Here is a 13342-nt window from a genome sequence, read left to right on the forward strand (position 1 = left end):
GGCCTCAGGATCGGTTTCGCTTCAGGAAGTCAAGAAGCACGGGGTAGTAGGCATCCGGTTCCTCGTAAAACGGCATGTGGCTGCTGTTGGGAAAAACGTGCAGCTCCGCATCCTTCAGCGCGAGCTTCATCTTCATGGCGCAGGCCGGGGTCAGTTCGTCGTGCTGGCCTGTGACGATCAGCACCGGCACTTCGATGCGCGGCAGGTCCGGGATCCGGTTCCAGTCCTTCAGATTGCCAATATAAAGAAACTCGTTGGGACCCTGCATGGTTTCGTAGGGCGCCTTGTTCCAGTCGTCCACAGACCGGCTGATCGGCGCCGGCCGTGTGCTCAGGCGGCAGACGTGGCGGTAGGTAAGGATCGTGATCGCCGCCTGGTATTCCGGGTGCTCCATCGTGCCTTCGGCTTCATGGCGCTGCATCATCGCGACGGTCTCGGAGCCGAGGGCGCAGCGCAGGCGGTTCAGTTCCTCCGCAAGATGCGGCATGTCGGCGACCGTGTCTTCCAGTATCAGCGATTTCAGCGCATCCGGATAGGTCAGCGCATAGTCGATCCCCAGCCAGCCGCCCCAGGAATGCCCCAGAAGATGAACCTTGCCGAGACCGAGCGCCAGGCGCACGGTCTCCACTTCTTCCACGTAGCGGGAGATGGTCCAAAGGGAAGTGTCATCCGGGCGGTCGGAACTCCCCGTTCCAAGCTGATCGAAGGCGACGACCCTGTAGCCTTCTCCGCCAAGGCAGGAATGGGCCTCGCGCAGATAGTCGCAGGGCAGGCCCGGACCGCCGTTCAGGCACAGGAGAACCTCGTCGCCCGCGCCGAAACTGTAGGTCTTGACCGTGTAGCCGTCCACGGTGACGTCCTGGGTCTGATCGGGCTCAAGTTCCTGCCACATATCCGCCGTTCCTGCCGGTTCGTTACACTTTCGCATCCGTTGAAAGGCTAGGAGTGGAGTGGCATGTCCGCTAGCTATCAATTTTAATAGAATGGCAGCCCCGTTGCCGTTTGTTCAGAAATGACTAATATGTGCTCATGAGTAAGAAAGGGGCAATATAAAAAGCCTCCGGACAACTTTTCGCAGGGTCGGGACCTGACTCGTCATTCCGCAGATAGGTGGTTTTCAGGAATGCTGGAAACGCTGGAAGTTCTTGAGCACACGCTGGGCAAGGCGGCGTCGCTGGACGACAAGGTGGAAGCCGCCATGGTTTCCCTCAGCGCGAGCGGCTACACGTCTCTCGTCTATGACTACACGCCCGTGGTCAGGAGTTTCGAGGGGGATCTCATGACGCCGTCCCACCTCAGTCTCCGCAACGTGCCGGACGACATGCGTGCGCTGTGGTGCGATGCCGGATATTACCAGAAGGACCCGGTGCAGCTCATGGCGATCCGCTCCACGACGCCCTTCATCTGGTCCTACCGCCAGACGCGCGACAAGACGCAGCTCGCCAACTTCATCCGGCAGGACCACGAGCCGGTTGTGTCCTATCTGCACGACGCCGATCTGACCTGCGGCATCACGGTGCCGGTACACCGGACCCGCGGCGACATGGCGACCTTCACCGCGATCCAGAAAGGCGCCGGCCGCCAGTTCGTCAAGGAGGCGCGCGAGCATCTGGCGGTGTTCGGCCTGCTCGGACAGGTCTTTCATGAACATGCCTATCCGCTGTTGAGCGAGGAGGAGCGGCGCACGGGCGTCATCCGGCTGACGCCGCGCGAGCGGGAATGCCTTTTGTATTCCGCCGAGGGGCTGACCGCCAAGGAAATCGCCTACAAGATCGGCCGCTCTGTTCCCACCGTCATCCTGCACATCAACTCGGCGACAAAGAAGCTTGGCGCGCGCAACAGGCTGCACGCGGTCATGCTGGCCAGTCACTATCGGCTTCTGGACGAGTGACCGGCATATCTGACCGGCCCGGCACTTCCGACGCATTTCTATAAGAATTGAGAGCTTATCCGGCGCTTTCTCCGCGGACTAACCTGTTGGGGCTGCAAACAGGAGGTTGCAAGAGTTCGCATGCTGATGATCGAGAATTACGCGCCCTTCGGAGCCTACAGGACCTGGTATCGCATCACCGGAAATCTCGGCAGCGGGCTGACGCCGCTGATCGTGGTGCATGGCGGGCCGGGCTGTACCCACGACTATGTGGATGCCTTCGCCGACCTGGCGGAAGGCGGACGGCCCGTCATCCATTACGACCAGCTCGGCAACGGCAATTCCACGCGGCTGCCGGACAAGGGCGGCGACTTCTGGACGGTCGATCTGTTTCTTGCCGAACTGGACAATCTCATCAATCATCTGGGCATCGGCGGCGGCTACATGGTGCTGGGCCAGTCCTGGGGAGGGATGCTGTCCAGCGAACATGCGGTGCGCAAGCCGTCGGGGCTGAAGGCTCTGGTCATCGCCAACTCTCCGCCGAGCATGCGCCTTTGGGTCGAGGAGGCCAACCGGCTGCGGAAAGACCTTCCGCAAGATGTCCAGACCGTGCTCCTGACGCACGAGGTGGCAGGGACGATCGACAGCGAGGCCTACAAGGCCGCTTCGAGGGTGTTCTATGACCGTCACGTCTGCCGGGTGGTTCCCTGGCCGGCGGAGGTGGCGCGCACGTTCGAGATCATGGACGGCGATTCAACCGTCTACAAGGCTATGAACGGACCGACCGAATTCCATGTCATCGGCACCTTGAAGGACTGGTCGGTGATCGACCGGCTGGACAATATCGAAGCGCCGACGCTGCTGATTTCCGGCCGCCATGACGAGGCGACCCCGAAGGTCGTCCAGCCGTTCGCGGACAACATTCCCGATGTCCGCTGGACCATCTTCGAGGACAGCAGCCACATGCCGCATGTGGAGGAGCGCGAAGCCTGCATGAAAGTCGTCGGGACGTTCCTGGCCGAGCACGATTAGGATCGGTCTCCTGCCGGCAAATCAATGCCGGCAGCCACATGGAAAATGCCGGCCCTCACTTGAGGTCGGAGCCGGTATCCGGACGGAGCACATGTCCTTGATCGACATCGCCCAACTGGCGCAGGGGAATTCCGGCGATGACGTTGCTTTCGATGGTCGCGAGGTTTCTGGATTTTGTCTCCGGCAACCACACAAGCGAAATGACCAGCGAGCAAACGCAAACCGCCGCGAATATGAGAAAGACCCCATCGAGCCCGATGCTTGAAACGCCTGTCAGGAAGACGAAGGCAATCAGCGCGTTGAACAGCCAGCTGGTGGCCGACGCCACCGAGATCCCGGTTTCCCGGATGGTCGAGGGAACCAGTTCCGACATGAGGACATAGGGCAGGGGGCCGAGGCTGACGGCAAAGGCGCCGATATAGACGCACAACGCGATCAGGCCGAGGATGGGCAGGGACCAGACCTGGGCGGCGACAACGCCCAGAAGGCCGATGACCATAATGAGCGATCCGACGATGGCGAGCGGTCTGCGTCCCAGCCGGTCGACGGTTGCGATGGCCACGACAGTCGCGATCAGATTGATCAGGCCCAGTCCGAAAGTGGCGCCGAGGGCGGCGGTTCCCGGCGAGAACCCCAGGTCGACAAAGATCGCCGGGGCATAATAAAGAATTCCGTCGATGCCGCTCAGGTTCTGCAGAATGAACAGTCCGCAGCATAGAGTCAGGACCGCCGGGGTCGACCCGATGCGCAGTGTTTTCCAGAGGGACAACGCCGGCCGTGCGGATCCTTCCGCCACGGGAACCCGTTCAAGGCCAAGGGATGCGGAAACGGTTTCCGCCTCGGCGTTTCGTCCCACCCTCGCCAGCCAGACCGGGCTTTCCGGCACCATCAGCAGTGCGGCAAACCCCGCCAGAGCGATCACGCCGCCAACACCGATGCCATAGGCCCATGCAGCCGGGTCATCTATCAGCAGCGGGACGGTATAGGCGGCCAGTATCCCCATGGTGACGGCGAGTTGGAACAGGGAAACGACACTTCCACGGAACCGGGCCGGTGTCGCTTCGCCTGCGTACATCGGCCCTGCCATGGAGGACAAACCGACGGACAGGCCGATCAGGACGCGCGCGGCGATCAGTCCGGGCAGATCGGGATGGGTGAGGGTAAGGCCATAACCGGCTGCCGCCAGCCCGAAGGCCGTCAGCAGCGTGATCCGCCGCCCGAATGCGCGCGCCAGAGGTCCGGCGGCGATCGCTCCGAGAAAGCAGCAGAACACCAGCGAAACGGTCACATATTCCTTGCCCCCCGTTCCGAGGGAGAATTCGCGGCCGATTTCGTCCAGCCATCCTGCAATGCTCGCGGTGCTGTAACCGAACAGCAGGCCCGCGCAAATCGTCAGGAACGACACGCGGCCTACCGCAAGGTAGAGCCGCGTGCCAGTGACTTGGGTGGGTATCATGCCGCCGCAGCGGGGCTGTGGCGCATTTCGATCTCTTCAAGACTGACGCCCTTGGTTTCAGGGGCATAGAACCAGGAGAAAATCGCCCCGAGGGTGCAGAAAATTCCGAACAGGGCGAACGTCGCCACCGCACCGAAATGTGCCAGCACCACGGGGAAGGAGAACACGACGACGAAGTTGCAGCTCCAGTTCGCGACCGAGGCCATGGCCATGCCCCGGCTGCGCAGCGCCAGCGGGAACAATTCGGACATATACAGCCATGGCAACGGGCCGATGCTGACCGCGAAGAATGCGATATAGGCGAACAGACCGGCCAGGGCCAGCGGGGCCAGCTCCGGCTTATCGGCCTGCATGGCATATGCGATAACCACAAGGCTCAGCGCGGTACCGATGAAACCCAGAATGAGCAGGGGGCGGCGGCCGAATCGGTCGACCACGAACATGGCGACGACAGTCATCAGCACATTCACCACCCCGATACCGACAGTGGCGGCCAACTGCGTGCTGGAACCGTCAAAACCCGCATGTTTCATGATGATCGGAGCATAGTAGATGACCGCATTGATGCCGCTGACCTGCTGGAAAACAAAGGCTGCGATGGTGAATATCACCACCGGCCGGACGTTTTCGGACAGGAACACACTCCATCCCGGCTCGGATACCGCCGAAGCTTGTGTGCGTTCGATTTCATCAACGACATGAGAGACCTGATCCTTGGACAGATCCGGCTGAACGAGGCCGATAACCTTGATTGCCTTTTCCCGTGCGCCATTCATGGCCAGCCAGCGCGGGCTCTCCGGCGACAGGGTTATCCCGATCAGCGAAACCAGTGCTGGTACCGCGCCGAGCGCCAGCATCCACCGCCATGCGCCAAGGGGTTCAAGGACCATATCGATCAGGTAAGAGGAGAGAATGCCAACGGTGATCATCAACTGAAACGCCGACACCACCGCACCCCTGTATTTCGCGGGAGCAAGCTCGGCCAGAAACATCGGGGCCGCCAGGGCGGATGCCCCGATGGCGAGTCCAAGCATCAGACGCGCGCCGATGAGGATTTCCAGCCCCGAGGCCAGACCGGCCGCGATCGCGCCGATCGCGAACACGAACGAGCACAGTATCAGCACTTTACGCCGGCCGAGACTGTCGGCATACATCGCCGCCAGAATGGCCCCTGCGACGGCCCCCAGCGGGACCGCGGCTGTCATGAAACCTTCGCCGGTAGCCGAGATGTCGAAGGTCTTGGTGATCAGGGGCAGGGCTCCGGCAATCACGCCTTCATCGAACCCGAACAGCAGGCCGAAAAGAGCGGCCAGGGAAACCAATCGTATGAGCATTCAAGTCATCCTCCGGGTTCAGGCCGACAAGCGTGCGAACACGCCTTCGGCGTGGCGCAGGGACCATGCAGTGATTGTGAGATAGCTGTTGGCCGAACCCTGTGAAGGCCATGCGGCCGCATCCGCGACAGACAGATTGGGCAGCTTCCAGAACTGACCGAAGGAGTTGGTCACGCCGGCATCGGGGTCTTCCGACATGCGCAGACCGCCAATCTCGTGCAGGGCCGCCCCCAGTGGATTGACCTGGGTGCGCAGGAGTTCCGCATCGATTGCGTCGGCAACTTGCGGCAAGAAGGCATCCATCTCGTCCAGGATACGCTTGTCGCTGTCGCTGCGGTCGGCAATGACCGCGTATTTGCCCATGTCCCCGGGGCCGTCGCCCTGACCTTTGGTCAGCACGACTTCATTTGTCTCGGAGGATTCCCCGACACCAAAGCAATAGGCCAGAAGGTACAGCCCGTCGGGGTCGCAATCGAGCCAGACGGTGGCGTGATAGGGTGTGTACCAGGTTTCGGCGAACGGCCCCTGGATCTGGATGTGATAGGGACGCTCTTTGGTCGGCGGAACAAAGGCGTAAATCGGTTCCTTCAGCGGTTTCCGCAGCTTGAACAGGCCTTGAATGAACTGGTGATCGGCGATGTGGGTGCCGACATCGGGGTTCAGTTCCTTCAGACCCGATGCCAGGGCCAGGCGGGTCGACTGGATCGCACCGCCTGCAAACGTGTAATGCCGGGCAACCAGCCGGAAACGCTGTTCCTCGTCGGTGCCTTTTGCGATCAGGCCGGTGACGTTGCTCCCGTCATGATCGACCCGCTCGGCGATCGCGTCAGGCACCAGCACGATCCGTCCGCGCTCCACTTCGCGCGACAAAAGCCCGCTGCGGATCAGGCGGTCGGCGGAGCTGTCGAAACCGCGCGGCATGTAACCGTTGCGTGGCTCCTGGGTATCGACGCCGGTTGAAGCGTTTTCGGCCTCAATTCCGGCATCGTGCAACCGGTCGAGAAATCCCTGTTGCGCATCGCCGCGAAAAAAGGCCGGACGGTCCGTGTTGGGGCCCGAAACGTGCGTCAGGTTTTCGGCCTGCTGGTAATAGGGCTCGAACTCGTCATATGTGACGGGCCAGTCGGAAAAATCCCATTCCGTAAAGCGCGGGGTGCAGCCGCCCCAGAACAGGGTACGACCGCCAACCGTCGCCCATGCGTCGCTGTTCAGGGGCGGAGACACGTTCTCGTCGAAATGGGCGCGGTCCGTCCAGGCGGTTCTGTAACGCACAAGGTTGTGGACCTGCGGCGTCAAATCGCTGCGGCTGCGGAATGGAGTTGACCCGACATGGCTTGGAAGCACAAACGGCCCGGCCTCGAGGATCACCACCGACAGGCCCTTGTTGGCCAGTTGGATGGCGCTGGTGACGCCCGCCGTACCTGATCCCACGATCAGGACGTCGATATTTGTTGTGGCTTTCGCGATGGAAAACAGGTCGGAAGTCAGGACCGAAGACAGAGATTTCATGGATTTAAGCCTCAGCGATTGAAATAGGCGGCAGCAACTTTGCGGAAAGCCTGAATTATGTCGTCGACATCCGCATCGGTCAGGATGGAGGCGATCGACAGAAGGCCCGAACGATCATGCAGGTCGTCACACACCGGCAAAAGTCCGCGGTGATAATCGATCTGTGACGCAAAGGCGTTGTCGGGGTGTGTCCAGGGGTAACCATCGCGGCTGTTTGACCGCTTTTCGGTCAGGCTGGGGATGTTGAAATACCAGTGCAACCCCCAGTCGCGCATCGGCAGGCAGCTCAGTGACCCTTCCGGTCCATGGATGCCCTCTGCCTTGACAGCAGCCATGAAACGCGAACAGATGTCGGCATCTTCAAAGGACATGATCATGAACGGGCCGGAATCGCCTTCCGGATCGATGACATGGCGGAACTGAATTTCGGGAATCTCGGACAGAGCTTCGCGGATGCGCCATTTTGCACGACGCATGGCACCGGTGATCCGGCCCAGCTTGCGCGATTGCGCCAGTGCCATTGCTCCGGTCAGATCCGACATGCGAGCGCCAATGCCCCAGAACTGGCAGGTTTCATCCGAAGGATCAAACCGGCCGGCCTCGTTGCGGGCATAGCCAAGATCGTGCATGGCAACGATCCGGCGGAACAGCTCATCGTCCTTGCAGACGATCATTCCGCCATCGCCCGACGTCATGTTCTTGTTCATCTGAAAACTGAAAGTGGCTATATCGCCGAAGCGGCCGACGGGTGTTCCGTTCTGGCTTCCGCCGGCGGCCTGCGCGCAATCTTCAATCAGGCCTAATCCGTGCTTGCGCGCGATCTCGGCGATTTCCGTCACGTGTCCGGGCGCGCCGCTCATGTGGACCAGCAAAATGGCCCGGCTGCGGGAACTGATCTTGCTCTCAAGATCCTTCACGTCCATGCAGAATGTGTCGTCGATATCGACCAGCCGGGGAATGGCTCCCGCCCGGACGATGGCGGAAATGCAGCTCACCCACATGTATCCGGCGACCAGAACCTCGTCGCCTGGGCCAACTTCAAGCGCGGAGAGGGCGATGGACAAGGCTGCGGTGCCGGAAGAAACGGCCAGCGCATGTTTGTGCCCATAGGTTTCACACCATTCCCGCTCCAAGGTTTCCACCATGTATTGGGGGTCGATGCCGTAGAATCGGAACGGACTTTGCGATCGCAATACCCGATCGACCAGTTCGCGTTCTTCCTCGCCGATCCAATGCGCGCCGGGAAGCTCCCAGGGCAATGGTGTTGTGCGAACTGGTGTGCCGCCATCAATGGCCAATTTGTGTTCTTGATCTGTCACAGGCACCAGGCGTGGTCCTCCATATGGGTTCTGCGGGCAATGCAAGCACCCGCGTTCGTTCAGCACGAGACAAGCGTTGTCGCCTCGCTCTAGGTCTCGGACCTTGGGTCCGTTTTCGTGTCGGGCGTGCGACCAACCAGGGGAGCTATTCGGATTGCCGGTGTTTTTCCCCAACAGTCTGTTGCGACTTGATTCCCCGATTTAATCGTCGCCCGGCGCATCGATGCGCTGGCGCTTCAGCCATGAAATTGCCGTGTGGAGCAGCGAACGGGAGAAAAGCCTTGCCCGAATGGCCCTGCCTTGACCCCATATGTGAGAAGAACCTAACCTCGATTTGTTCAAGTAATAGACAACTCAAGCGACCAAATTTTAGGTATCTATAATCCAAATGTGCCTTTGATTCTGCCGAATAACCTAGTAAAAATAACACTTTAAAAATTAATATATTCCTACATGCGATGAGTTCCACTTACAGTTGAATTACAACTGCGCGATCTGGGAAGGCGATCCTGTCTTGTTCGATCGATCCAGATCCGAGGTAGCGATTTTCTTCAAGTAGAGGAGGCGCTGAAGAAGAGTGTTTCAGCGATGATCGGATCTTCGGCATTTGAAGGAACACGAGCCGGGAATTAGCGAAAGCGTTTTGCCGCAAGAATGGCATACCGGGAGTCCGGTGCCGATGCTCCCCACGTTGCGGTCTCCGTCGCAAAAGGCACCATCTATCGCGCCAAATTAGGTTGAGACCTTGAACCAAACCGGATCAGGCAGAATGAGCCGATTTTACCGGGAACGGTTCTGGCGGCGGCTACCGCGGCGAGAGGGGGCCGGTCGCTGCCGGAAGGAAGCACCGTTATGCCAATCGCTCACGCGTCCACACCGGCCGGTAGGGCGAGGAACGGTCTACCGGTAAATCAGTGTCGGCAGCCACATGGAAAATGCCGGTACGAAGGTGAGCAGGAGCAGGACAGCCACAAGCGGGATCAGGAACGGAGCCGTCGCGGTCACACATCGCTCGAAAGGCACATGGGCCACCTTCGACAGGACGTAGAGCACCATGCCCACCGGCGGTGTCAGAAGCCCGATCATCAGATTCAGGATCATGATGATGCCGAAATGCACCGGGTCGATGCCGAGGCCGACGGCGACCGGCAGCAATACCGGCGTCAGGATGGTGATCGCCGCGATGGTTTCCATGAACAGCCCGATCACCAGAATGATCATCGTGATGATAAGCAGCAGCGCCACCTTGTTGTCCGTCAGAGCCACCATCACTTCCGAGAAATGCCGGGCGGTCTGGTTGGCCGTCAGGATCCACGCGAAGATCGTCGACGCCGCGACGATGAGCATGATCGCCGCCGTGGTCTCGACCGTTTCGAACGAGACCTTGAGGATCTTCTTCCAGTTCAGGGTGCGGTAGACGCCGACGCCGAGGACGAGACACCATGCAACCGCGGCAATAGCCGCTTCCGTCGGCGTGAATATGCCGAACATGATGCCGCCAATGATGATTGCCGGTGTCATCAGCGGCAGCAACGCATCGAGGAATGTCCGCCCGAAGCGTCCGAGAACGAATTCCTGGTCCCGGGGGTAATTGCGGCGGCGCGAATACCAGGCGACCATGGCCATGAGCGCCAGAGCCATCATCAGGCCCGGGACGATGCCTGCCATGAACAGCTGGCCGATGGAGGCGTCCGCGATGACGCCGTAGATGACCAGTGGCAGGGACGGGGGAATGATCGGCCCGATGGTCGAGGAAGCCGCCGTGATGCCGACCGCGAAATCCGTATCGTAACCGGCATCGCGCATCGCCTTGATCTCGATATTCCCGAGCCCGCCGGCATCGGCCACCGCCGCGCCCGACATGCCGGCGAAGATGACGCTCGCGCCCACATTCACGTGACCCAGCCCACCATGCATCCAGCCGACCGTCGCACGGGCGAAAGCGAAGATGCGGGTCGTGATGCCCGCCGAATTCATCAGGTTGCCGGCAAGAATGAAAAACGGAACCGCGATCAACGGAAAGGAATTGATGCCGTTGACCATATTGGCCAGCACGATCATCGGCGGCAGGCCCTCGAAGGCGACAAAGGCCAGCGAGGCCAGCGCCAGGGCGGCGGCGACCGGTACGCCGATAATCATCAGCGCAAACAGAAACAGGATCATGAGCACGATGGCCATGCGGTCTTAACCTCAATCGATGGGCAGATGCGCGTCCAGCGAACGCACGACTTCTTCCGGCGTCTGGCGCAGGCGGCGCCACAGCCAGATGGCCGAGTAGAACGCCATGATGCCGAGCGCGATCACACAGATCGTGTAGATCCAGGCTTTCGGTATGGGCAGCGAGATCATTTTCTGCCGGGTCTTCTGGGTCAGCTCTATGCCGATCCAGGTCATGGCGCCGAAAAATCCCAGCGTGATCGTCTGCGACAGGACGGTCAGCCCCTTCGCCGCGGCGGGCGGGACCATGCGCATCAGGAATTCAAGCGTGATATGGGACCCGCGCCGCGTCGCCGTGATCGATCCCAGGAAACAGACCAGGATCAGGAGGTAGCGTGCCACCTCTTCGGTCCAGGCTAGGGAATCGTTCAGGACGTAGCGGGTGAAGAACTGCAGGAAAACGACGACGGCCAGGACCCAGAAAACGAGAATTCCCGGGCCGTCGACCCATCTGAGGCTGCTGAGGTCGGTTTCCGGATCCTCGAACTGCAGCAGATCGGGCGCGCGTGAAGCGCGCCTTTTCCGCGTGTGCGCGGCGGCGGGGTCGTTCGTTTCCGCCGCTGCTTCAGTCTGCCGGTTCATTGAGCGAGGGCCTGCATCCGCTCGTAATGTTCCTGGGTATAGGGCACTTTCGATTCATCCGTCAGGATGGGCGCGACAGCCGCCTGAAAGGCCGCCTTGTCGACTTCGTTCACCTGAATGCCCTGATCGCGGAACCACTGCACCAGATCCTGTTCGGACTGGTAGATTTCATCCGCGTTCTGCGCCATCGCATCCTTGATCACCGCATCGACGACCGCCGCATCGTCACCCAGCTGACCCATGGCGTTCTCGGAGACCACGACGATCAGCGAGTTGCCGATATGACCGGTCAGGTTGATGTTCGACTGGACCTCGTAGAACTTCTTGAACTTGATGGTCGGCAGCGGATTTTCCTGGGCGTCGACAACGCCCTGCTGCAGGGCCAGATAAACTTCCGAGAAGGCGATCGGGGTTGGATTCGCGCCGACCGCATTCGGGAACAGCACCATCAGGGGCGAGTCCGGTACGCGGATTTTCAGGCCTTCCATGTCCGCCGGTTTGGTGATCGGAAACTTAGAGGTCACGTGCCGGTAGCCGTACCAGGTAATTCCCATCACCGTATGCCCGGTGGCGTCCTTGTAGCCGTCGGAAAGGTCCGTGAAGAGATCGCTGTCGCGATAGGCCTTCCAATGATCGTAATTCTTCAGCATGAACGGATAGTCGGATATGGCGATGGGGCCATAGTCGCGTTCCGCGAAGTTCGGGCCGGTGTAGATCATGTCGACGGAGCCGATGGTCAGGCCTTCGTTGATCTCCGCTTCCTTGCCGAGCGACGAGGCCGGGTAGACGGCAATGCTCACCCGCCCGTCGGTCTTTTCCTTGATCTGTTCCGCGGCCCAGAGCGCCCATTTATGGTAGCTGGAACCTTCCTCGTAGACATGCGCCCATTTGAGATCCGCCGCCAGGGCCTGACCCGCAAGCGCAACCGTCATTGCGGCGGCCAAAAGGCCCCGCGATACCTTTTTTCCAAACATGTTTTTCCTCCCGTTGGCCGGAGCCGAACTCCTCCGCTCGTCTGGCCAATTCATGCATAACTAGTATACAAGATATTTTACGTATATGACATATTTACTGAATGCAAATGAATTCGAACTGGTCAGACCGACTGCTAACTGCTAGGCCCTCTTTGGAAATGCCGAGAGAAACCGCCGGTTCTCAAGGAGGTAGAGTATTGCCTCAAAACTTATAACCGGCCTGGTTTCAGGAGACGTGATGGCCGTATTGGATAAAAGGCCTTCTGCCGAGATGAAAGTGCGCAAGCAGAGGGCGCCTAATTCGCCGCCGCGCGGCGCGCCGGACAGGCATGCCAAAAAGGCCATGCGAAACTCGGAGATCGTCTATCGCGATCTGCGCGATGCGATTGTCAACGTGACATTGCCGCCGGGAGCGCCGCTCGTCGAAAAGGAGATCACGGAAAGATACGGCATCAGCCGAACCCCGGTTCGCGAAGCCATGCTCAAGCTGGCCGAAGAACGGCTGGTGGATGTCTTTCCAAAATCGGGAACCTTTGTCGCCCGGATACCGGTCGCGGTTCTGCAGGAGGCGATTGTCGCCCGCCGCGCGCTCGAAGAAGTCTGTGTCCGCGAGGCGACCGCGAAAGCGACCAAGAGCCAGCTCATGCAGCTTCAGGCCGTCATCCAGCGCGAACGTGAACTCTGCGCCGCGGGTGACGAGCAGGCCTTCCACGACGCCGACAACGCGTTTCATGCCGGTGTGGCCGCTGCGGGCGGCTATCCTGGCATCTGGACCATGATCGAAAAAATCAGGCTTCAGGTCGAGCGTTATCGCAGGTTGACACTGCCCCAGAAGGGCAGGATGAAGCTGATCGTCGCCGAGCACGCCGCCGTTCTCGACGCCATGGAGCACGGCGATGCGGATGCCGCTGTGGAGGCCATGAACAGCCATCTCAACAAGCTGCAGATCGACATCGAGACGTTCCGGGATCTCTGGCCGGATTACTTTCTGTTCGACAAGAAATAACACCTGCTGAAATCTGTATGTTCGACGGCCTGTCGACCGGTTA

The 13342-nt window shown here is 60.2% G+C and carries 11 protein-coding genes; 3 read left to right on the plus strand and 8 right to left on the minus strand.

The window, feature by feature from the left end; all coding sequences use genetic code 11:
• Positions 1-4: 4 nt before the first annotated feature.
• Positions 5-892, minus strand: coding sequence for a proline iminopeptidase-family hydrolase (locus CLV41_RS25565; protein WP_103225332.1), 888 nt, complete (start codon positions 890-892; stop codon positions 5-7).
• Positions 893-1123: 231 nt separating this feature from the next.
• Between CLV41_RS25565 and CLV41_RS25570 the strand changes: the two genes are divergently transcribed.
• Both CLV41_RS25570 and CLV41_RS25575 read left to right on the plus strand, forming a co-directional pair.
• On the plus strand, positions 1124-1891 hold the full coding sequence (locus tag CLV41_RS25570) for a helix-turn-helix transcriptional regulator (protein ID WP_103225333.1): 768 nt from the start codon (positions 1124-1126) through the stop codon (positions 1889-1891).
• A 120-nt stretch (positions 1892-2011) separates the two neighbouring features.
• Positions 2012-2902 carry a proline iminopeptidase-family hydrolase gene (locus CLV41_RS25575; RefSeq protein WP_103225334.1) on the plus strand — a complete coding sequence of 297 codons (891 nt, stop codon included), beginning with the start codon at positions 2012-2014 and terminating at the stop codon, positions 2900-2902.
• Between the two features lie 55 nt (positions 2903-2957).
• Here the strand turns inward: CLV41_RS25575 and CLV41_RS25580 are convergent, their stop codons facing one another.
• From CLV41_RS25580 to CLV41_RS25610, 7 genes are all read right to left on the minus strand, one after another.
• Entirely contained in the window at positions 2958-4358 is a 1401-nt protein-coding gene (locus CLV41_RS25580; protein WP_103225335.1) for a sugar porter family MFS transporter, read from the minus strand.
• Positions 4355-5692, minus strand: coding sequence for a sugar porter family MFS transporter (locus tag CLV41_RS25585; RefSeq protein ID WP_103225336.1), 1338 nt, complete (start codon positions 5690-5692; stop codon positions 4355-4357). Before CLV41_RS25585 ends, CLV41_RS25580 begins: the two co-directional genes overlap by 4 nt.
• 18 nt (positions 5693-5710) lie before the next feature.
• On the minus strand, positions 5711-7201 hold the full coding sequence (locus CLV41_RS25590) for a GMC oxidoreductase (RefSeq protein ID WP_103225337.1): 1491 nt from the start codon (positions 7199-7201) through the stop codon (positions 5711-5713).
• 11 nt (positions 7202-7212) lie between these two features.
• On the minus strand, positions 7213-8499 hold the full coding sequence (locus CLV41_RS25595; RefSeq protein WP_235867257.1) for a DegT/DnrJ/EryC1/StrS family aminotransferase: 1287 nt from the start codon (positions 8497-8499) through the stop codon (positions 7213-7215).
• A gap of 921 nt (positions 8500-9420) precedes the next feature.
• Positions 9421-10698, minus strand: a complete 1278-nt coding sequence (locus tag CLV41_RS25600) for a TRAP transporter large permease (RefSeq protein WP_103225338.1) — start codon at positions 10696-10698, stop codon at positions 9421-9423.
• A 12-nt stretch (positions 10699-10710) separates the two neighbouring features.
• On the minus strand, positions 10711-11319 hold the full coding sequence (locus tag CLV41_RS25605) for a TRAP transporter small permease (protein ID WP_103225339.1): 609 nt from the start codon (positions 11317-11319) through the stop codon (positions 10711-10713).
• A complete protein-coding gene (locus tag CLV41_RS25610) occupies positions 11316-12293 on the minus strand; it encodes a sialic acid TRAP transporter substrate-binding protein SiaP (RefSeq protein ID WP_103225340.1) in 978 nt (325 codons plus the stop codon). Before CLV41_RS25610 ends, CLV41_RS25605 begins: the two co-directional genes overlap by 4 nt.
• Before the next feature lie 238 nt (positions 12294-12531).
• Between CLV41_RS25610 and CLV41_RS25615 the strand changes: the two genes are divergently transcribed.
• Positions 12532-13299: a GntR family transcriptional regulator gene (locus CLV41_RS25615; protein ID WP_235867258.1), complete on the plus strand. Its 768-nt coding sequence runs from the start codon at positions 12532-12534 to the stop codon at positions 13297-13299.
• Positions 13300-13342: the final 43 nt, after the last annotated feature.

Source organism: Roseibium marinum (assembly GCF_002906165.1).
Taxonomy (GTDB): Bacteria; Pseudomonadota; Alphaproteobacteria; order Rhizobiales; family Stappiaceae; genus Roseibium; species Roseibium marinum.